This window comes from Candidatus Zixiibacteriota bacterium, from assembly GCA_040752815.1.
In the GTDB taxonomy this organism is placed as follows: Bacteria; Zixibacteria; MSB-5A5; order GN15; family FEB-12; genus JAGGTI01.
In genome coordinates this window covers 17,763-39,639 of the sequence record JBFMGC010000010.1, presented here as the reverse complement: position 1 = coordinate 39,639, position 21,877 = coordinate 17,763, and the positions used below count along the sequence as shown (strand labels likewise).

The window sequence follows — 21,877 nt, the reverse complement described above, 5'->3', positions numbered from 1 at the left end:
CGCACGCAAACATCTCCCCCTAAGTGCCCGCGACACAAAGAAATATGCTTCGGCCCATCTTCGCACCCTCCCGAGGCAAACACGCATAGGCCGACCGCCCACCAAGCCGCTATCGGTCAATCAGATAGCAAGAAGGGCTTTTCAATTTCGCTGTTGCGCCGTTCCACGGCACCGTATATTGACATATATGGCCGGCAATACGATGTGGGCTCCATGGCGAGCCGCGTTTATCCTGGGCAAAAAGGAGAAAGGGTGCATCTTGTGCAACCGGTTCCGCATGGAGGATTCGGTCGAGAATCTGATTCTCTATCGCGGCGAGAAGAACTTCATCATCCTCAACAAGTTCCCGTACAATACCGGTCACACCCTGATTGTCCCCAATCGCCATGTCAGCCAGTTGGAAAGTCTCAAGGCGGACGAGGCGGCCGAGTTCTTCGACCTTATCCGCATGACTGTAGTCGCGATCAAGAAGCGTCTCAAGCCCCACGCCCTGAATGTCGGCATGAACCTCGGTCGCCTTTCGGGCGCGGGCATTCCCGGGCATGTGCACATGCATGTCGTGCCGCGCTGGAACGGTGACACCAATTTCATGCCGGTTATCGGGCAGACCGCAGTGGTGTCGATCCCGCTGGAACCTGTCTACGAAGTCCTGCGACAGGAGCTGCGCCGCCAATGAAAAGGGGCAAGATTCCAACCAAATCGGAACTGCTCCGGCTTCAGAGGCTTTACAAGACTGACGAAAAGATAGGCGAGCGTCTCGGCGGCGTTCCGGCATATCTGGTTGCCTACTGGCGGCGCAAGAAAAACGTCCCCAAGTACTCGCTGCCCAAGTTCTCCGAACAGGATATTCGCAATCTGTGGGAGCGGTACGGAGACGACGAGAAAGCCGGCCTCGAACTCGGAATCTCCAAGGCGGCGTTTTACAACTGGCGCCGTCGCTACGGTTTCAGGGAAAAGCCGGCGTTTCTCAAGCTGGAACAACTGGAATTCGCTTTCCCTGGCCTGGCCCTTCCGGCGCATGCCAATTCCCTCTACGGTAAGAGGACCGCGGTACAAAAGATACTGGCCCGGGCTGCTGCGACCGACCGCGTCGATCCTGGACAGTCGATAGAGGTCGAGCCGGACCTCACTATCGCTCCCGACGGCGCCGCCGGGGTGATCAAGGAGTTCCTCAAGAACGAGGAACGGGTCTGGAATCCGTCGCGGGTAGTCCTCATGCCCGGTCACAGCCATGATGAGATCGGCGGCACGGTAGTCGAGGCGCACCGCCTGGTGCGCGAATTCGCGCGCCGCCAGGGGATCAGGGCGTTCCACGATGTCGAGGAGGGGAACTGCCCCCAGGTGGCGCTGGAAAAGGGACATCTCGTGCCGGGAAGTATGACGCTCGGTGTTGGTGGCCAGACCATCGGATTCGGCGCCATGGCCGGACTGGCGATAGCTGTCAATCCGCATGATCTGGCCGCGGTGTGGGCCGGCGGCAAGTACCGCCTCATCGTACCGGAGACGGTCCGCGTGGTCATCAGCGGCAGACGCGGCCGTGGAGTCTCGGCTATTGATATCGCCCTGTCGGTAATCAGGCAGCTCGCGTCGGAAGAGCTGGCCGGACGAGTGATCGAATACACTGGGGCGGCAGTTTCTCAGATGACCATGGGCGAGCGCTACACTCTGGCCGCGCTGAGCACCTACACCGGTGCGGTTGGTGCGCTGTGCGCGTATGACGCCACCACGCGGCGATATCTCACCGGACGCACGATGACTCGATATCAGCCGCTCGTACCGGACAAGGACGCCGAATACCGTCAACTGTACCAGATCAATATCGACCATCTTGTGCCTCAGGCGGCTCCAGTTGACAAACCGATCGAGTCCCGCGCCGTGGCGGAGATGCGTGACCTGCCGGTTCACATGGTGTTCGTGGGCGGATGCATGGCGGGACGGTTCGAGGATCTTCGAGTGGCTGCTGATATTATCAGGGGCCACGAAGTGCACGACGGTTGTCGCCTGACGGTTGTTCCTGGTTCGCGCTCTGTTTATCTCGAGGCGCTCAAGAAAGGGTTGATTCGCGTGTATATCGAGGCGGGGGCAATCGTGCAACATCCCGGCAGCTTGAGCGGATTCCCGTTGCCGGCAACAGGGGAACGCGGGCTGACCACGTTTTGGTTCGGACCCCGCTTGCGCGACGGTTCCGAGTTGTTCATCTGTTCGCCGGCGACCGCGTCGGCATCGGCGGTTAACGGCGTAATCACCGATCCAGCCGGGCACGGGCGGTGAATTAGACATATCTGTCGAATTGGCTTCAATCTATCTGATCTCCGCTCGGGGCAAACCGGAAACCTGAGTCACTTTGATGGGATTGGATTTTTTTGTTTACAAAGCCGTCTGATGGAGGCTTCTTTGCTGCCGGATTTGGCCGAGTCAAGGGACTCAAGCAAAGAAGGCAATGGCCGAATAGCGGCGATTGGTTGGACAAGTAACCGGTTACTAAACTTTACAAGGAGGTTCTATGAAGAAAGTACTGTTCCTCGCTACATGTGGCATAATCGTAATTGCCATGAGTGGCACAGTGTTCGCTGGTGAAACAAAACCCGCTGTTTATCTTGGCGGCGGACTCGGATTGCCGATGAGCCCTTCGACTTTTAGCGACTTTTGGAAGATGGGTTTCGGCGGAACCGGGCGGTTCGCGTTCGAAGTTAGCCCCGCGGTAGAGGTGGGTGCTACGATTGGGTACAGCTCGTTCTCGTTTGACGATGACAAGTTTATCGAATGGGTCGAAGCCAACTTTGGTCCTGTCGACCCGACTGCTACTGTCGACGGGCTTGGCCTTACCGCTCTGGAGTTTCTAGCTGATGTGAAGTACATGTTTAGTACTGGCCAGGAAGCGAAACCATTTGTACCCTATCTGGTAGCCACGGCCGGGATGACCAACCTCTCTTTCGATGACGCAACGGTTACCGAGGCTGGCGAAACGACGGTTATCGACATGAGCGATGTTAGTGCCACTGATCTCACTCTTGGATTCGGTGCCGGGTTCCAGTACATGCTCAGCCCGAAGACCGGACTCTGGTTCGACGGTAAGTACATGATCATCATGACTGAAGGTGAGAGCACCAGCTACGTCCCGATTCGCGCGGGCATTAAGATTATGTTCGGCGGCAATTAGTAGCTACGTTTAGTTTAAGCCAAGATAGGCCCTGCCACAGCGGGGCCTTTTCTTGTGTGTCACCTTTTTGTTGATCCCTTGACCTGCCGTCTTTCTTTGTCGTCGTGCCGAAAGTTGGTGTTCATGTTGGGGATCAGTCTGATCAGTCTGTTCGTTGTCAAAGGCTGCCATCCTGTCGCCTAAGCATAGGCGATATCTGGCGCGATCCGCTCCGCGGCCATGTAGTCGCTTGCGGCGATGCCGCCGATATGGGGTTCGTGAGATCGCTCATTATCGATCAGGCGCGCCCGACTCTCGCGGTGCATGATCCGCCCTACAACATGATCGCTTTCGAACAGAGACCGGTGGAGGATTATGTCGCCTGGTGCCGATAGTGGATCGATATCACCTATGACCTATTGGCAGAAAACAGCGCTCTCTACGTCTGGCTGGGAGCTGACCAAAAGCGCCACTTCCAACCGCTCCCGCAGTTTATGGCCATGATGGCCGAGACGCCGTTTGAATCGCGTTCATTCATCACCATGCGCAATCAGCGCGGTTACGGCACGCCGAAAAACTGGATGGCCGTCCGCCAGGAACTGCTCTACTACACGAAAGGCGAGCCGTCGTTTGAGGTCCAGTACACGGATATCCCGAAAATTCTCAGAGGGTACTATAAGGATGTAGGTGGATCCCGAACGGAGAATCTGGAGCGATCGCACTCCGAGTGCATCCGCCCCGGAAATGTCTGGGTCGATATCCAGCAGGTATTCTACCGCATGGAGGAAAACGTGCCGGGCTGCTACGCGCAGAAGCCGCTGAAGGCGATCGAGCGAATCATCGCGGCCTCATCGCAACCGGGCGGCACAGTGATAGATTTCTTCGCGCACTCGGGCACGACTTTGCTGGCCTGTGAGCGACTGGGTCGCCGCTGCATTACCATCGATATAGATCCTATCTTCGCGGAAATCACGATCCGCCGCCTCGAGCGCTTTCGCGCCACCGGCAAAACCGGCTGGCAGAGAGAGGAGCCATTTGCCGGCAAGCCGGAGCCATGTTTGATTGAGAGATGTGTCCCGTTTTTCGATCGGCAGGGCTCCGTCCCTGCCGAAGGTTGAGGGCGAACGGTTGCATCTCTCGTGTAGCGGGGCACGTGCGTCGGACGCGAGTGGCCATGGATGGCCGACCGGGTCGGGCATGACGGGGGAAGAGCAGAGTCTTTTAGTTTCGTGGGGCGGGTTTGCTTCGAGCCCGTCGACTCTCAAGTCACCCTGAGCCTGTCGAAGGCTGACTATTATGCTGGCGGCAGGCTCCGAGGCCTGCCGATCGCCACAGCGGATGTCGGGTTCGCCCGCTCAGCCGGTCAACCCGGGCGAACCCGACCTACGATCCTGAGTGATGAAGTCAAAACCGCAGGGGTTTCGACCTACAAAGCCCTCATGTACTTGAGCTCCACACCTGCATCATCCACCCGCACGTACGAAAAGTGCCGAATGAAATCGCCGGTATTCACATAGATTCCGGCGCCGAGCTTTTTATGCGTGGGAATGTGCAAATGGCCGATCATTACGACATCGTACCCTTCGCGAAGTTTGCTCTCGGCATACTGTTCATAGTCCGGAGCGAAAGTGTGATCGCGCTTCGAGGTGTGATCTCGCGATGAACCCGATACCCACTTGGCCAGAGGGATCGCCCAGTCGGGTGGGAGTTTTCGGTATAACCAGACATTAACCGGATTACGCAGCACACGCTTCAAAACGCGGTATCCCCGGTCAGCACGGGCGAGGCCGTCGCCATGGGTCATGTGAAAACGGAGGCCGGCGTGTTTCAGATCGAGTTTGTCTCGGTGCAGAAACAACCCGATCTGTCTCTCAAAGTAGTCGTCCATCCAGAAATCATGATTGCCGCTGACATAGTCAATACGGATGCCTCGCTTGACCAGATCCCGCAACATCAGCAGGACATCGGTGTGCTCTTTCGGGATAGCGTGCTTGTACTCGAACCAGAAATCGAACAGGTCGCCGAGGATCACCAGACGGTCGCCGTCCTTGCGGACCAGGGCGCAGAGTTCGCCGAGCTTAGCGACCTTCTCCGCCTCCTGCGGGGGAGAGTCGCAGCCGAGGTGAGCGTCTGAGAATACGTATAAGGCCATCTTATCCTGTTCGAACTCATTAGTAGCTCGGGATGTACGTCATCCCGACATCTTGTCGGGACCGTAAACGTCCCGACCTACACTTCACTTGGCTTGTACGTCGGGTTCCGCGCAGCATCCGATTGAGCGCGAAACCCGACACCGTTCGTTTCGCGAGTGTCACAGCCATCCCACCCGCAAGCGGGTGGGCCACCGGTTGTATCTACGCACCTAACCCTTCGTGATCTCCTGCATCATGTAGGGAAGAGCATGGTACCAGATGTCCCACAGATCACCAACAGGCATATCGACAAGCTCATTTATGACGAGTCTGCCTCCACCGACCTGGCCGATTTCCGCCACCGGCACACTCATGCGCTCGCAAAGCTCGCGGATATAGCCGACGTTTTCGGGAGCACAGGAGATTATCACGCGCGACTGAGTCTCGCCAAACAAGAGGCAGTCGGGCCGTATCCGGTCTGACAGCGTAATTGTGGCTCCGATCCGCCATTCATCATTGCTGATGCACGTCTCGGCCAGCGCCACCGCCAGGCCACCGTCGCTCACATCATGTGCCGAATTCACCCAGCCGGAGCGAATCGCAGCCAGCACGGTCTGCTGCAGCCGCTTTTCGAATTCCAGGTCAAGGTCCGGCACCGGGCCGCGCGTTTCGTTATAGACCGTGTGCAGATACTCCGATGCCCCCAATTCCTCCCGTGATTCACCCAACAACAGGATCGTGTCCCCATCGCTCTTGAACCATTGAGTGGTGATATCGTCGAGATGTTCGACCAGGCCGATCATGCCGATTGTCGGGGTCGGATATACCGCGCGTTCCGGATCTTCATTGTAGAACGAGACATTGCCGCCGGTCACGGGGGTGTCGAACACGCGGCAGGCTTCGCCCATGCCGGCCACCGCTTCGGAGAAGCCGTAATAGATTTCTGGTTTATACGGATTGCCGAAATTGAGACAGTTCGTAATCGCCAGTGGCTTGCCGCCGGAGCAGACGATATTGCGGGCCGCCTCGGCCACCGCGATACGCGCCCCTAATCGCGGATTCAGGTAGCAATACCGCCCGTTACAATCGGTAGCCGTGGCGAGCGCCTTGTCGGTTTTGCGAAGGCGAAGCACTGCCGCGTCGGAGCCGGGACCCACTGCTGTATTCGTGCGCACCTGCGAGTCGTACTGCTCATACACCCACCCTTTGTGGCAGAGATTCGGCGAGCCGAGCATGGTCAGCAGCGTCTTATTCCATTCACGATTTGTGCTGTACTTGCTTAGATCAATCCGATTGAGTTCGTCGAGATACTCCGGTCGTCGGCTCTCCCTGTGATAGACCGGCGCGCCGCCGCCGAGCACGAGCACATCCGACGGTATCTGTGAGACCAGCTCGCCCTGAAGCCGCACGGTCATGAGGCCGTCACTGGTCACGTGGCCGATAATGGTCGAATCCAGCCCCCATTTGTCAAACACCGCGCGGACCGCGTTCTCCCTGCCTTTCTTCACGCACACCAGCATCCGCTCCTGTGACTCGGAGAGAAGTATCTCGTACGGCGTCATGCCGGTTTCACGCACAGGGACTTTGTCGATATCGATGACTACGCCAGACTTTCCCTTGGCGGACATCTCCGATGACGAGCAGGTGAGTCCCGCCGCGCCCATGTCCTGGATGCCGACAATCAGGTCCTGCTCTATGATCTCGAGCGTGGCCTCAAGCAGCAGCTTCTCGGTGAAAGGGTCGCCGATCTGCACCGATGGCCGTTTCTCCTGAGACGCCTCTGAGAGCTCTTCCGACGCGAACGTGGCGCCGTGGATACCGTCGCGGCCGGTTTTCGAACCGACAATCATAATCGGGTTGCCCTCGCCTTTGGCCACCGCCGACACCATCCGGTCCTTTTTGACTATGCCCACCGCCATGGCGTTCACCAGCGGGTTGGCGGTGTACGCGTCTTCGAAAATCGTCTCGCCGGCGACGGTGGGGACCCCGAACGAATTACCGTAGTCGCCGATTCCGCGCACCACACCGTCGACCAGGTACCGCACGCGCGGGTTCTTGGGCGAGCCGAAATGGAGCGAGTCCAGCGACGCAATCGGTCGTGCGCCCATGGTGAAGATGTCGCGCATAATGCCGCCCACGCCGGTGGCCGCGCCCTGGTACGGCTCTATCGCCGACGGATGATTATGCGATTCGATCTTGAATACTACCGCGAGCCCGTCGCCGATATCGACTGCACCGGCGTTTTCCTCGCCCGCTTTGGCCAACAGCGCGGCGCCGTCGCGGGGGAGCGTCTTGAGCAGCGCAATCGAGTTCTTATAGGAGCAGTGCTCGGACCACATGACCGAGAAGATGCCCAGCTCGGTGAAATTCGGCTCGCGGCCGAGGATCTTCTTTATGCGTTCGTATTCGTCGAGTGTAAGCCCGTGCTGCTTGACCAGTTCCGGGGTGACCTTGGGCTGAGTAAAAACTGCGGACACGTGCGACCCTTTCATCGTTGAAAGGCCGAATATAGAGGCCGATTGGGGTGGGGTCAACAGGGAATGGGGAATCGCGGCAGCGTCGGAGCCCTGCCGATCAGATAGAGGGCGTGTTCTTTGATCGGCGGTCCTCTGCGCCTGCCGCGATGAACACCGGCAGGGACGGAGCCCTGCCGATCAGCGGGAGGAAGTCGCCCACGACTACTCGCCCTTTTTTGTTCCGTTTCCAACATGATTACCTATCTTCCCCTCGTGACTACGCTGGAGAAAGTCAGGCAGACCATAGAGACTCACAACCTGCTCGAAAAAGGGCAAGGAGTTCTGGTCGCGCTCTCCGGAGGCCCGGACTCTGTCGCGCTCCTGCACGTACTGTGGCGACTGCGAAAGACCTATCGCCTGACACTCGCTGCGGTCTATGTCAATCATCAGATTCGTCCCCGCGCCGCCAAAAGAGAAGAACGCTTCTGTCAGGGCCTGTGTGACAATCTCGGCGTACCCCTGACTGTCATGCGTGAAGATGTCCCCACGCTGGCGAAGAAGCGCCGTCTTGGTATCGAAGAAACCGCGCGAGAGGTTCGCTACGGAGTTTTCGCGCGATTGGCCGAGTCGCAGCGTTTTGATCGTGTCGCTTTGGGGCATCAGGCTGACGATCAGGTCGAGACAATCCTGTTTCGCCTGGTGCGCGGCACCGGACCATCGGGTCTGGCAGGGATGCCGTATCGTCGCGGGCCGTACATTCGGCCGCTGCTCGATCTGACTCGCTCCGAAATCCTGAGCTACCTTGAAAAACAGCACCTGAGCTGGTGCGAGGATGTCAGCAACCGCTCTCTTAAGTACCGCCGCAATTGGATTCGCCACAAACTTCTGCCCGAAATCAGGCGCAATCTGAATCCACAGGCGGATTCAGCCATTCGAGCCCTGGCGGACACGATCAGGGACGAAGACGAGTTTCTTGAGGGCATGGTGGCGCGTGCCGCCCGCAGGGCGACGCGAATCACTCCCGGCGGCAAGATTGAGCTTGCGTGTGCGGCTTTCAGGACTTATGCTAAGTGGAAGCGGCGCAGGCTGCTAAGGTATTGTCTGAAAGTAACTTGCCCTGGAAGCTACGGCCCTGACAAAGAGGCGCTTGATCGGCTGGACGGCCTGGCCATGACCGGAACCGGAACGCTTACGCTTCCCAATCAGGTGCGGGCCGCAGTTGCCGGTGAAACGCTGTACGTCTGGCGAAAGCGCGCGGAAAGTGTTCAGGCCGCTTTCGAGCCGGGGCGCAGGTTAGAACTCAATCGGCCCCGCCTCACTTTTGCCGGCAATGTGCGAAAGCGAAGCCGTAAAGTCATGCCCAAGCAGCGTGGCGCCAATTGCGTGGTGCTCGACTGGGATCGGCTTGCGCCGCCGCTGGAGGTACGCTCCGCGCGCCCGGGCGACCGCTTCCAGCCGCTGGGCATGAAAGGGCACAAGAAAGTCGGCGATTTTCTTACCGATCGCAAAGTACCGCGGCCGTTGCGCGACGAAATCCTCCTGCTGTGCGATCAGCACGGGCCGGTTTGGATCGTGGGACAGGAAATCGCCGATCGGGCGAAAGTGGACGACAAAACAAGAAGGACTTTGACCGTTGCCGTCAGCGTCAGAAAAAAAACCGGCGGCTCAACCGTTTGAGCTTTTGCTGGACCAGTACACGATTCACAAGCGCGTGGTAGAGTTGGGCGCCCAAATCACGAGTGACTACGCCGGGAAGACCGTCGTGCTGATCGGCGTGCTGAAGAGTTGCGTGATCTTCATGGCCGATCTCATTCGCCAGATCGGTCTGCCGATCGAGCTGGAATTCGTCTCGGCGGCGTCGTACCGGGTCGGCACCAGCCGCGAGACCGAAATCAGCTTCAGCGGCGGCTCCCAGATACCTCTCAAGGGAAAGCATGTGCTATTAGTTGACGGGGTCATCGACTCGGCGCGCACCGTCTCGACTGTCATGCAGTGGCTGCAAAAGGAGGAACCGGCCTCGCTTGAGATTGTTACTCTGCTGGATAAACCGGCCAGCCATCGTACCCGTATAAGCATTAAGTATCGGGGATTCGCGGTCGGAAATGAGTTTGTAATCGGCTATGGTCTTGACAATACGCAGAAGTACCGGAATCTGCCGTTTGTTGGGCGAATGGTCGAAAAGTAGGCTGTCCGGGAAAAGAGCCGATACTTTGAATAATAACCTTGCCGTGCGGTAACAACGAATATGCCACAGGCGGCAAGACGGAGATAGAGTGAGCATGCCCGATAACAGAGAACGTCGCCGGCCCTCGTCGCCGCGTAACCGCGACGAAAACCCGAAGCCCCAGCCGAAGCTGTGGGGCTCGGGCCGATCCATGCTCTTCTGGCTGGCGCTGTTCCTGCTGGTGTTTGTCACCTACCAGTACTTCGCCGGTTTCGATCAGGGTTCGGTCGAGATTACATACACTGAGTTTGTTCAGGAAATCGATTCGGGCAATGTCGCCGAAGTGACGTTTTCTGACCGTGAGATCGAGGGCAAGCTGCTCAAGGCCAAAACCTTTGCGGCGTCGCCCGCCAACGAACCGGCATCGAAGTTCACCACGCGTATCCCCTTTGCCGACCTCAACTATGAACTCGTGAATCGTCTCGAAGCCAAGGGCGTCAAGATCACCGCCAAGATGGAAGGCCCCGACTTCTTCTCAATACTCATCACGGTCGGTCCCTGGCTGCTGCTGATTTTGGTCTGGATATTCTTCCTTCGCCAGATGCAGGGTGGAGCGGGGGCGCGGGGTCTGTTCTCATTCGGCAAGAGCAAGGCGCGGCTTCTCACGGATGAACGTCCGCGGGTCAATTTCAACGACGTCGCCGGTGCGGAAGAAGCCAAGGAAGAACTTCAGGAGATTATCGAGTTCCTGCGCGAACCGGGCAAATTCCAGAAGCTGGGCGGCAAGATTCCCAAGGGGGCGCTTCTGCTCGGTCCTCCCGGAACGGGCAAGACGCTGCTGGCGCGGGCGGTCGCGGGAGAGGCCGATGTGCCGTTCTTTTCGATGTCCGGCTCCGATTTTGTGGAGATGTTTGTCGGTGTCGGCGCCAGCCGGGTGCGCGATCTTTTCGAGCAGGGCAAGAAAAACGCCCCGTGCATCATTTTCATCGATGAGATCGATGCGGTCGGCCGTCATCGCGGCGCCGGTTTGGGCGGCGGCCACGATGAGCGCGAGCAAACCCTCAATCAGTTGCTGGTCGAAATGGACGGTTTCGAATCGAACGAGGGCGTTATTCTGATCGCGGCGACCAACCGTCCCGATGTGCTCGACCCGGCGCTGCTTCGCCCGGGCCGATTCGATCGCCAGATCGTGGTCGATTCGCCTGACGCCAAGGGGCGCGAGGGGATTCTCAAAGTCCATTCCCGCAAGGTGAAGACTGCGGACGATGTCGACCTGTCAGTTGTGGCCCGCGGCACTCCCGGCATGACCGGGGCCGATCTGGCCAACATGGTGAACGAGGCGGCGCTTCTGGCGGCGCGGCGCAACCACGACTCCGTAAACATGCGGGACTTCGAAGACGCCAAGGACAAGGTGATGATGGGTTCGGAGCGAAAGTCGCTGGTGATCGCCGAACAGGAGAAGAAGATACTCGCTTATCATGAAGCCGGTCACACGCTCGTGTCCAAGATGCTCCCCAAAGCCGACCCGATTCACAAGGTCACGATTATCCCGCGCGGTATGGCGTTGGGAGTGACCCAGTCGCTGCCGGTCGACGAGCGCCACGTGCACTCGCGGGAATTCCTCGAGGCCCAGCTGGCGGTATTCATGGGCGGCCGGACGGCGGAACTACTCGTGTTCAACCAGATCGACACCGGAGCGGGGAACGATCTGGAACGCGCCACCAAGCTGGCCCGCAAAATGGTCTGCAACTGGGGGATGTCAGACAAGCTCGGACCGGTGACCTTTGGCCGCACCGAGGAGCATCTGTTTCTCGGACGCGAGATCCAGCGCCACCAGGACTACTCCGAGTCAACCGCAGTGATTATCGATCAGGAAATTCGCCGGTTTATAGAGCAGGCAGAAGAGACCGCGCGCGGCATCATCACACAGCACATGGAAAAGCTGCACAAGCTGGCCAAGGCGTTGCTCGAAAAAGAGATTATCGATAGCCACGAGGTCGATGAGATTATCAAGGCGCATCCAGGTGACACCGAACCCGTGGTGAACCCTACCCCTGCGCCCAGCAAATAAACTCGCTTCACTCAGCCCGATCACGATTCCGATCGGCCTTCTTTCTTCGGTTGATACAAGTAATTGTCCCACTCGAATTGCCGTTGTTTTTTCTCCGCGAGTTTCTTACTATGCGACCACGGCTATGGCTGATAGAAATGCAACGGTCAAACCCGAAGAGGCCAAACGAGTTATCCGTCTGGCTACCGGCCGTGAGTTATCCCTCGTGCGGCCGCTGGTTATGGGTGTGCTTAATGTCACGCCGGATTCATTCTCCGACGGTGGGCGGTACGTGACAATTGCGCAGGCTCTGGCGCGGGCGCATCAAATGATCGAGGAAGGTGCGGATATCGTAGACATCGGCGGGGAATCGTCGCGTCCGGGTGCGACGCCCATCGAGCCAGCCGAAGAATTACGGCGTGTAATCCCGGTGCTCAGTCAGCTCGCCGCCGAAAGCGACATATGCATTTCCATCGACACTTACCGTGCTGCCACCGCGCAAGCAGCCATTGATGCCGGCGCGGTGATAGTCAACGACATCTCGGCGCTTCGCCACGACCCGGCTATGGCTCCATTAATCGCCGCCTCCAAAGTGCCGGTAGTGCTGATGCACATGAAGGGTACGCCGCGCGATATGCAGGTGGACCCTCATTATGACAATTGTGTCGCCGAGGTAGCCTCGTTCTTCGAGGAGCGGCTACGATTTTGTGACGATCGCGGTGTTGATCGATCCAGGATCATACTCGATCCGGGGATAGGTTTCGGCAAGCGTCTTTCCGACAATCTCGAATTGCTCGCGGGGATTTCTCGGTTCAAGCGCTTCGGTGCGCCCGTAATGGTGGGGGCGTCGCGGAAGTCGTTTATTGGGATGTTGTCCAAGTCGAGTGAGACACCCGACAAGCGTCTGGGCGGGTCAATTGCCGCCACTGTAGCTGCAGTGGCTAACGGGGCCGATTTCGTAAGGGTTCATGACGTGGCGCCGACAGTCGAAGCGCTCAGAGTTTTCCAGGGTATCAGAGCGGCGGGATAAACGATGCAGTTCGAATTCCTGCATTTCGGTTTCAAAGACCTGATCGATGTCCTAATTGTCTCGTTTATCATATATCAGGTTCTCCGCCTGACCAGGGGGACACGCTCAGCGCAAATCATTGTCGGGCTGCTGCTGCTGGCCCTGATCGCGGTGGCGTCGTACTGGTTTCAACTTGAGGGGCTCGCCTGGATGTTTTCCACGCTCGCTACATTCGGCATTATCGTGCTGGTTGTAGTGTTTCAGCCGGAGCTGCGTTCGGCGCTGGCCAGTATCGGGCAAAACCGGCTCATGCGCATGCTCATTCCCCTGGAGCAGAAGAAAGTTCTGAGTGAGGTCGCCAGGGCCACGCTTCGCCTGGCCGAGCTGGGCTACGGGGCGCTGATCGTGATCCAGCGGCACACCGGCCTTCGAAATTTCGCCGAGACCGGCAAGGCGGTAAACTCGGAACTGTCCTCGGAACTCTTGATTACCCTGTTTACGCCGTACACGCCCCTGCATGACGGCGCGGTGATTATCTCCGGCGAGACAATCGAGGCCGCCGCCACTTCGCTGCCACTGACTACCAATCCTCGGTATCACAAGCTTTACGGCATGCGCCATAAAGCGGCAATCGGCGTGAGCGAGGTCTCCGACGCGGTAGTGGTAGTAGTCTCCGAGGAGACGCATCAGATATCGATTGCCGTCGACGGCGATCTTCATTCCGACATCCCCAAAGCCGAATTCCGCGACCGCCTGGCCGAGTACCTCCGTTAAGGACATGGTTGTGGGCGGCAGACCTCCTGTCCACCCCTCTGCGTGAGTACTCGTGCGCGGCAGACCTCCCGGTCTGCCCCTTCCAGATCCTTCTTCGATACACGGGCAGACGAGGACCCGCCGTCGGCGGGTCGCGCACGGAATCAGCAAATATCAGTTGTTGGAGTACCAGCCCTACCACGGTGGTGGGTCACCGGCCGCAAATGGGAGGCCACCCGCGGTGATTGCACCCCACCCGCAAGAGGGTGGGCCACCGTTTGACTTGGCGCCGGCCTTGTGTAGATTGGCGTTATGGGTCGGCGAAAGGCCGATGAGCTGGTGGACGTAGCAGAGAACCGATGTACGATTTGAAACACATCCGCAATTTTTCGATTATCGCCCATATCGATCATGGTAAATCGACTCTGGCCGATCGTCTGCTCGAAACCACCCACACTCTCGGCGCACGCCAGATGCGGGCGCAGGTGCTCGATTCTATGGACCTGGAACAGGAGCGGGGTATCACGATCAAGGCTCATGCCATCCGGCTCATTTACTCGGCCCGCAACGGCGACAAATACCAGTTCAATCTGATCGATACCCCCGGCCATGTCGATTTCACGTATGAGGTCAGCCGGTCGCTGGCGGCGTGCGAGGGGGCGATACTCGTTGTCGATGCCTCGCAGGGGATCGAGGCTCAGACTTTATCCAATCTTTACCTGGCCATGGAGAACGATCTCGAAATTCTGCCGGTCATCAACAAGATCGACCTCCCCAACGCCGATCCGGAATCGGTCCGGAACGGCCTGGTGGAATTGATCGGCTGCAAGCCCGACGAGGTGCTGCTCGTATCGGCCAAAGAAGGGAGGGGTATCGGCGAACTGCTCGAACGAATCGTGCAGGTCATTCCGCCTCCGAAGGGTGACCCGGACGCGCCGCTCCAGGCGATGGTGTTCGATTCGGTGTTCGACTGTTATCGTGGTGCGATGCCGGTCATCCGAGTGATGCAGGGTACGTTGCGCCGCGGCGACAAGGTCAGGTTCTTCTCCAATGACAATGTGTATGAAGTCGATGAGTTGGGATTTCTTCGCCTTGAACCGATGCCTCTTCAGGAACTCCACGCCGGAGAAGTAGGGTACTTCTTTGCGTCCATTCGTCGCGTACAGGACACGAAGATAGGAGACACAGTTACAACTGCCGCGCGACCGGCAGAAACCGCGCTACCCGGATTCATCAACGTGAAACCCATGGTTTTCGCAGGTATCTATCCGGCAGTGGCCGAGGATTTCGGCCAGCTTCGCGACGCGCTCGAGAAACTCCGGCTTAACGACTCGTCGCTCTCGTTCGAGCCGGAATCGTCGGCGGCCCTCGGGTTCGGATTTCGAGTCGGCTTTCTCGGACTGCTGCACATGGAGATTGTCACCGAACGATTGGCGCGGGAGTTCGGACAGACAACAGTCAATACCGTTCCGAGTGTCGAAAACCACGTCTACGGCAAGAAGGGTGAGTTGACCGTGGTCGACAACCCGGCCAAAATGCCACCGCCAGGTTTGATCGAGTACATCAAGGAGCCGTTTGTGGACGGCCAGATCATCATGCCGGCGGAGTATATCGGCGCGATCATGAAGCTGGCGTCAGACCGTCGCGGCGAGTACAAGAACACCGAGTATCTTTCGCCGACGAGAGTGAGCCTTACTTTCGCGTTTCCGCTGACCGAGATCATTTTCGATTTCTATGACAAACTCAAGTCAATCACCCGTGGCTATGCGTCGTTTGATTACGGCCTGCCGTATTATCGCCGCTCCAGCTTGGTCAAACTCGACATTCTCGTCAACGGGGACTCTGTCGATGCCCTGTCCGTGGTCATTCATCGTGACCAGGCGTACAACTACGGTCTCAAGCTGTGCGAGAAACTGCGCCAATTGATCCCTCGTCAGATGTTCGAGGTAGTGATACAGGCGGCGATCGGCAGCCGTATTATCAGCCGCGCGAGTATCCGACCGCTGCGCAAGAACGTGACCGCCCGCTGCTACGGCGGCGATATTACGCGCAAGAGAAAGCTGCTCGAGAACCAGAAGGCGGGCAAGAAGCGGATGAAGCAGATCGGCAGCGTGGAGATCCCTCAGGAGGCCTTCCTGGCCGCGCTGCAGGTGGAGCGGTAGAAATTTGGTTGGTTGTCAGGCCGCGAGTCGGCCTGACCTACTGCATCACAGTTTCTCGTAGCGCAGAACCCTTCGCCTCTTCGGCGGAGTGGTTCTGCGAATCCAGGTCATGGCAGAACCACCAAGGGCCTGTCCTTGTCGAAGGGGCGCTGCCATGTCACCTGCTTGCTTTTGACTGCCGTTTCTATTATTGTTGCCGGTCTGACCGGTCAGGAGAACCATGGCGATGTTCGATAAGAAGCACCTGGACAAGCTCAACGAACGACTCAAAACCTGGGATCAGAATGCGGCCAGAAGCCGCGTCCGAAAGTCGATGCCCCGGTTCTTTACCGTTTCAGGGGTCGATATCGACGAACTCTATACGCCACAATCACTTAAGGGCGCAAATCAGGAGTCGTTTTACTGGGATCACATCGGCCTTCCCGGAGAATTCCCGTACACCCGCGGCGTGCACCACACCATGTACCGCACCCGCCTCTGGACCATGCGCCAGTTCGCCGGCATGGGCACTCCCCGCCAGACCAACCAGCGTTTTCACATGCTCCTCAAAGAGGGGGGGACCGGCCTTTCGACCGCGTTCGACCTGCCCACCCTGATGGGCTACGACTCCGATCACCCCCGCTCGCTCGGCGAGGTCGGCAAATGCGGCGTGGCGGTCGACACTTTAGCCGATATGGAGATCATTTTCGACGGTATCGATCTCGGCAAAGTGTCAACATCGATGACCATCAACTCGCCGGCATCGATCCTGCTTGCGATGTATCTGGCGGTGGCCGAGAAGCAGGGTGTGCCCTTCACTCAGGTGAGGGGAACGTTACAGAACGACATTCTCAAAGAGTATATCGCGCAGAAAGAGTATATCTTCCCACCGAGACCCTCGGTGCGGCTGATCACCGACATGATGGCCTACTGCACCAAGCATGTTCCTCAGTACAATACGATTTCGATTTCCGGCTATCACATCCGCGAGGCGGGGGCCACCGCCTCGCAGGAGTTAGCGTTCACCCTGGCCGATGGTTTCCAGTATATCGAATCCGCGATCGCGGCCGGGCAGGATGTCGATGAATTCGCGCCGAGGTTGTCGTTCTTTTTCAATGCGCATTCGGATTTCTTCGAGGAGATCGCCAAGTATCGCGCGGCGCGACGGATCTACGCCAGGCGGATGCGCGACAAATACCGGGCCAAAGATGAAAGAAGCTGGCTGCTTCGATTCCACACTCAAACCGCTGGTGTGTCTCTGACTGCGCAGCAGCCGGAGATAAATATCGCCCGTGTGGCGCTGCAGGCGCTCTCGGCGGTGCTGGGTGGCACGCAGTCATTGCACACGAACTCGATGGACGAAACGCTGGCGCTTCCGAGCGACAAGGCGGCGCGGATAGCCCTCCGCACGCAGCAGATTATCGCCTATGAAACCGGCGCGCCGAACACGGTTGACCCACTGGGCGGGTCATGGTTTGTCGAGGCGCTGACCGACCAGATGGAAGCTGAGGCCGAGAAGATTTTTGCCGAGATCGAAGAGCGCGGCGGGGTGTTCGAGGCTATCGAAGACGGTTATTTTCAGCGGGAGATCGCCCGCTCGGCCTATCGCTATCAGCGCGAGATCGAGAAGAAAGAACGGATCGTGGTCGGCGTGAACGACTACATACTCGAAAACGAGCAGGTCGAAATCCCGGTGCTCAAGATCGACCGTGAGACCGAGCTGTCCCAGGTGAAGTTCTGCAAAAAGATCAAGGCCGAGCGCGACCTCGCCAAAGTGCAGGCGGCGCTGAACAAGCTCCGCGATGTTGCCTCCGGTACCGGCAACACGTTCCCGGCGATTCTGGATTGCGTGCGGGTGTACGCGAGCGTCGGTGAACTGTGCGACGTCTTGCGCAAGGTCTGGGGCGAGTGGTCGGAGAGCCAGTCAGCGATGCAGGTGTCGTAGATCGGACCTGCGCGGATGTCGAAATGTTCCATTGACGTATTGAGCTAAATACTTATGTCCAAAAAAATCAGAGTCCTCTTAGCGAAGCCCGGACTTGACGGGCATGACCGTGGCATCAAAGTTATCGCCGCGGCCTTTCGCGACGCCGGTTTCGAGGTCATCTACACCGGCCTTCGCCAAACCCCCGAGATGGTCGTGGATGCCGCCGTGCAGGAAGATGTCGATGCGATCGGCATTTCGATTCTATCCGGTGCGCACATGACCCTGTTTCCGGCCATTCTCGACGAAATGAAGAAGCGCGGCGCCGACGACATGCTTCTGTTCGGCGGGGGGATCATACCTGACGAAGACAAAGAGGAACTCGAGAAGATGGGGGTGGCCAAGATATTCACGCCCGGCGCAGCGACCGAAGAAGCGATCGAGTTCTTGCGCCGCGCAGTCGAGGCGAAAAAGAGCGACGAACCAATTATGTAGCACGGAAGATCATTAGAATATACGATTCAGGAGGAAAGATGCCGTTTAACGTTGACCCGAAACAACAAGCCGTCCGTGACGAAGCCAAAGCGTTTGCCGACAAATATATCTATCCCAATTCCGTCGAGTGGGATCAGAAGCCGGAGCCGCGCCCGTTCCCGCGCGACATCTATCGCAGGTTCGGCGAGGCCGGCTATATCGGCTACAATTCGCCGGTCGAGTACGGCGGCAAGGCCAAGTCAAACCTTGAGTATATCACCTTGATCGAGGATCTGTGCTATCACGATCCGGCGATGGGCCTGCTGTGTGCGGTCGGCGAACTGGCCGCCTACCCGATCGTGCATTTTGGGAGCGACGAACAGAAGAAGAAGTACCTTCCGGATATCCTCTCCGGCAAGAAGGTGGTGGCGTTCGTCCTGACTGAGCCGAACGCCGGCTCCGATGCCGCCAACGTGCAGACTAACGCGGTTGACAAAGGCGATCACTACCTGGTCAACGGCGAGAAGATTTTCATCATGCACGGCGATGTGGCCGAGATCGCGGTGCTGTTCACGCGTATCGACGGCCAGCCCAAACTGTCGGCGATGATTGTCGAAACCGACCAACCCGGCTGGCAAAAGCGGATTCTCAAGGGCAAAATGGGCATGCGCGCCGCCACGACCGGCGGGATTGTCATCAAGGATGTCAAGGTGCCGAAAGAAAACCTGCTGGGCGAGGTCGGCAAGGGATTCCGGTACGCCATGATGACACTCGACGGCGCGCGGATCGGTGTCGCCGCACAGGGTGTCGGGCTGGCGCAGCGAATGTTGGATGAGTCGGTGGCGTATTCGAAAAAGCGTATCGCGTTCGGCGCGCCGATTGCCAAGCTTCAGGCGATTCAGTGGATGATCGCCGATATGTCGACACAGCTCGAGGCGGGCCGGATGCTCTGCTACAAGGCGGCGCAACTTCAGGACGCCGGCCAGCCGTTCTCGCTGCAGGCGGCGCAGGCCAAGCTGTTCTGCGCGGAGATGTCCGGGTTCTGCGCCGACCGCGCCATGCAGATTCACGGCGGTTACGGCTATATCGGTGAGTTCTCGCCGATCGAGAAGCTCTACCGCGACCAGCGCGTGCTGGAGATCTACGAGGGCACCTCGGAGGTCCAGCGGCTGGTGATCGCCGGCAATGTCATAGGACGTTAATGAAACTAGGACAGTTTGAAATCCGTACCTTCGTCGAGCAGCATTTTAAGCTCGACGGGGGTACGATGTTCGGCGTCATCCCCAAAGTGATGTGGGATAAGTTGTGGCCATCGGATAACAACAACATGATTTCGATGGTCACTAATCTGTTCGTGCTCAAGGCGCACGGCAAGAACATGATATTCGATATCGGCCTGGGCGACGCCCTCACCGGCCGCGAGAAGAAAGTATACAACACCGACGGGGTATCAAACCTGGAGCCGGGTCTCAAATCGCTGGGGCTGGCCCCGGATGATATCGACGTTGTCATCCTCACCCACCTGCACACCGATCATTGCGGCGGTGTGGTAAAACGCGACGGGGATAAACTCAATCCCCGCTTCAAGAACGCCCGGTTCATCATCAATCGCGATGAATGGGAAGCGGCCACGCATCCGGATGAACGCACGTCGGCAGTTTACATCCCGGAACGACTATTGCCGCTCGAGCAAGCTGGGCAGGTGCAGTTTATTGACCAGGACACCGAGTTGTTTCCGGGAATCAGGGCGGTGTGCACCGGCGGACACACCGAGGATCATTTCGCGCTCGAAATCGAATCCGAGGGAAAGAAGCTCTTTTATTACGCCGATATCTTTCCGTCGCGGCATCATATGCGAGTCGCGTTTGTGCCCGCGACCGACCTCGTGCCCCGCGAAACCATGGCGGTCAAACGCGAGGCACTCAAGCGGATTGTCGATAAGGGCGTGATCATGGCATTCGACCATGATATCGAGGCGCCGCTGGCGGAATTCACCGAGCACGAGGGCAAACTCATTGCGCACGCGATCGACGAAAAAACCGGCCGACGTAAATCATAGGAGACAAGGATACATGTCTCTCAAGGAGAAGCTCGAGTATCTCGAGGCCATGCGCTCGCGCGCCAGGCTGGGCGGCGGGCAGGACCGGATTGACGACCAGCACAAGAAAGGCAAGCTGACCGCGCGGGAGCGGATCGAGCTGCTGGTCGATCCCAATTCGTTCGAAGAGTTCGATACGTTTGTCACGCACCGTTCGAGCGATTTCGGCCTGGCGGAAAAGAGAGTACTCGGTGACGGTGTGGTCACCGGCTGCGGCAAAATTCACGGCCGCCTCGTGTACATCTTCTCGCAGGATTTCACCGTGTTCGGCGGCTCGCTTTCCGAGGCGCACGCCGAAAAAGTCTGCAAGATCATGAAGATGGCGATGAAAGTGGGTGCGCCGGTGATCGGCTTGAACGACTCCGGCGGCGCGCGCATTCAGGAGGGGGTGGTCTCGCTCGGCGGATACGCGGATATCTTTCTGCTCAACACGCTGGCCTCGGGGGTCATCCCGCAGATTTCGGCTATCCTCGGCCCGTGTGCCGGCGGCGCGGTCTACAGCCCCGCCATCACCGATTTCGTCTTAATGACCAAAGGTACGTCGTACATGTTCGTCACCGGCCCAAACGTTGTCAAGACGGTAACCCACGAACAGGTGACATCAGAGGAGTTGGGGGGCGCGATGGTGCACGCCTCCAAGTCGGGCGTGGCGCATTTCGCCTGTGAGAACGAGGCGGACGTAATCGATAAACTCAAACGGCTGGTCAGCTACATTCCGCAGAACAATTGTGAAGATCCACCTTGGGTGCCGACCAACGATCCTCCCGACCGCGAGGCCGAGGCCCTGAACCAGATTATTCCTGACAATCCCAACCAACCGTACGATATAAAAGACGTTATCAGACTCGTCGTGGACGAAGGGACCTTTTTCGAAGTGCACGAGGAATTCGCGCAGAATATCGTGGTCGGATTTGCGCGGCTGGGTGGGCGATCGATCGGTATTGTCGCTAATCAACCGGCGGTCATGGCGGGCGTGCTGGATATTAACTCCTCGGCCAAGGGAGCGCGCTTCATTCGCTTCTGTGATTGTTTCAACATTCCGCTGCTGACATTCGAGGATGTCCCCGGCTTCATGCCCGGGGTCGATCAGGAGCACGGCGGCATTATCAAGAATGGCGCGAAGCTGCTCTATGCCTACTGTGAGGCAACCGTGCCGAAGATTACAGTTATAACGCGCAAGGCTTACGGCGGCGCTTACGACGTCATGAACTCCAAGCATGTGCGCGGCGATATGAACTACGCATGGCCGACTGCGGAAATTGCGGTCATGGGGCCGAAAGGGGCGGTGGAGATTATCTTCAAGAAGGACATTGCCGACGCCCCCGATCCGGAGGCCGAAACGCAGCGCAAGACCGAGGAATACCGGGAGAAGTTCGCCAATCCGTTTGTAGCGGCGGCGCGGGGGTATGTTGACGACGTGATCGAGCCGATGTCAACGCGGCCGCGTCTCATTCGCGCGTTCGAGATGCTCACGACCAAGAAAGACGCCAACCCGCCGAAGAAGCACGGGAATATACCGTTATAGGGGGCGGCGTAG

General features: G+C 58.3%; 18 protein-coding genes. 16 read left to right on the top strand and 2 right to left on the bottom strand.

Features of this window, described 5'->3' with window-relative positions:
* Nucleotides 1-202: 202 nt before the first annotated feature.
* From AB1772_04380 to AB1772_04360, 5 genes are all read left to right on the top strand, one after another.
* Nucleotides 203-676 carry an HIT domain-containing protein gene (locus AB1772_04380; GenBank protein MEW5795579.1) on the top strand — a complete coding sequence of 158 codons (474 nt, stop codon included), beginning with the start codon at nt 203-205 and terminating at the stop codon, nt 674-676.
* The gene (locus AB1772_04375) at nt 673-2,271 is read left to right on the top strand and encodes an aconitase family protein (GenBank protein ID MEW5795578.1); all 1,599 of its coding nucleotides are present in this window, start codon (nt 673-675) and stop codon (nt 2,269-2,271) included. The genes AB1772_04380 and AB1772_04375 overlap by 4 nt, the downstream gene beginning before the upstream one ends.
* Before the next feature lie 232 nt (nt 2,272-2,503).
* Complete coding sequence (locus tag AB1772_04370) at nt 2,504-3,160, top strand: outer membrane beta-barrel protein (protein ID MEW5795577.1); 657 nt, start codon at nt 2,504-2,506, stop codon at nt 3,158-3,160.
* A 248-nt stretch (nt 3,161-3,408) separates the two neighbouring features.
* Nucleotides 3,409-3,534 carry a hypothetical protein gene (locus AB1772_04365; GenBank protein MEW5795576.1) on the top strand — a complete coding sequence of 42 codons (126 nt, stop codon included), beginning with the start codon at nt 3,409-3,411 and terminating at the stop codon, nt 3,532-3,534.
* Between the two features lie 3 nt (nt 3,535-3,537).
* Complete coding sequence (locus AB1772_04360; protein MEW5795575.1) at nt 3,538-4,257, top strand: site-specific DNA-methyltransferase; 720 nt, start codon at nt 3,538-3,540, stop codon at nt 4,255-4,257.
* 308 nt (nt 4,258-4,565) lie between these two features.
* On the opposite strand, the gene AB1772_04355 is transcribed toward AB1772_04360, so the two are convergent.
* Nucleotides 4,566-5,291: a UDP-2,3-diacylglucosamine diphosphatase gene (locus AB1772_04355; GenBank protein MEW5795574.1), complete on the bottom strand. Its 726-nt coding sequence runs from the start codon at nt 5,289-5,291 to the stop codon at nt 4,566-4,568.
* Nucleotides 5,292-5,501: 210 nt separating this feature from the next.
* On the bottom strand, nt 5,502-7,748 hold the full coding sequence (gene purL / locus AB1772_04350; GenBank protein ID MEW5795573.1) for a phosphoribosylformylglycinamidine synthase subunit PurL: 2,247 nt from the start codon (nt 7,746-7,748) through the stop codon (nt 5,502-5,504).
* Between the two features lie 231 nt (nt 7,749-7,979).
* Here purL and tilS point away from each other — a divergent pair, with 231 nt between their 5' ends.
* From tilS to AB1772_04295, 11 genes are all read left to right on the top strand, one after another.
* Nucleotides 7,980-9,404 carry a tRNA lysidine(34) synthetase TilS gene (tilS, locus tag AB1772_04345; protein MEW5795572.1) on the top strand — a complete coding sequence of 475 codons (1,425 nt, stop codon included), beginning with the start codon at nt 7,980-7,982 and terminating at the stop codon, nt 9,402-9,404.
* Complete coding sequence (gene hpt / locus AB1772_04340; protein MEW5795571.1) at nt 9,361-9,912, top strand: hypoxanthine phosphoribosyltransferase; 552 nt, start codon at nt 9,361-9,363, stop codon at nt 9,910-9,912. The genes tilS and hpt overlap by 44 nt, the downstream gene beginning before the upstream one ends.
* Nucleotides 9,913-10,006: 94 nt before the next feature.
* Nucleotides 10,007-11,962 (top strand): ATP-dependent zinc metalloprotease FtsH, encoded by a 1,956-nt coding sequence (gene ftsH / locus AB1772_04335; GenBank protein ID MEW5795570.1) that lies wholly within the window; start codon nt 10,007-10,009, stop codon nt 11,960-11,962.
* A 124-nt stretch (nt 11,963-12,086) separates the two neighbouring features.
* A complete protein-coding gene (gene folP, locus AB1772_04330) occupies nt 12,087-12,971 on the top strand; it encodes a dihydropteroate synthase (GenBank protein MEW5795569.1) in 885 nt (294 codons plus the stop codon).
* A 3-nt stretch (nt 12,972-12,974) separates the two neighbouring features.
* Nucleotides 12,975-13,724, top strand: a complete 750-nt coding sequence (gene cdaA, locus AB1772_04325; GenBank protein ID MEW5795568.1) for a diadenylate cyclase CdaA — start codon at nt 12,975-12,977, stop codon at nt 13,722-13,724.
* Between the two features lie 338 nt (nt 13,725-14,062).
* Nucleotides 14,063-15,865, top strand: a complete 1,803-nt coding sequence (lepA, locus tag AB1772_04320) for a translation elongation factor 4 (protein ID MEW5795567.1) — start codon at nt 14,063-14,065, stop codon at nt 15,863-15,865.
* Nucleotides 15,866-16,178: 313 nt separating this feature from the next.
* Nucleotides 16,179-17,789: a methylmalonyl-CoA mutase family protein gene (locus AB1772_04315; protein ID MEW5795566.1), complete on the top strand. Its 1,611-nt coding sequence runs from the start codon at nt 16,179-16,181 to the stop codon at nt 17,787-17,789.
* Between the two features lie 54 nt (nt 17,790-17,843).
* Entirely contained in the window at nt 17,844-18,263 is a 420-nt protein-coding gene (locus AB1772_04310) for a cobalamin B12-binding domain-containing protein (GenBank protein ID MEW5795565.1), read from the top strand.
* 38 nt (nt 18,264-18,301) lie between these two features.
* Nucleotides 18,302-19,444: an acyl-CoA dehydrogenase family protein gene (locus AB1772_04305; GenBank protein MEW5795564.1), complete on the top strand. Its 1,143-nt coding sequence runs from the start codon at nt 18,302-18,304 to the stop codon at nt 19,442-19,444.
* A complete protein-coding gene (locus tag AB1772_04300; protein MEW5795563.1) occupies nt 19,444-20,301 on the top strand; it encodes an MBL fold metallo-hydrolase in 858 nt (285 codons plus the stop codon). The genes AB1772_04305 and AB1772_04300 overlap by 1 nt, the downstream gene beginning before the upstream one ends.
* 13 nt (nt 20,302-20,314) lie before the next feature.
* On the top strand, nt 20,315-21,865 hold the full coding sequence (locus tag AB1772_04295) for an acyl-CoA carboxylase subunit beta (GenBank protein ID MEW5795562.1): 1,551 nt from the start codon (nt 20,315-20,317) through the stop codon (nt 21,863-21,865).
* Nucleotides 21,866-21,877 lie beyond the last annotated feature (12 nt).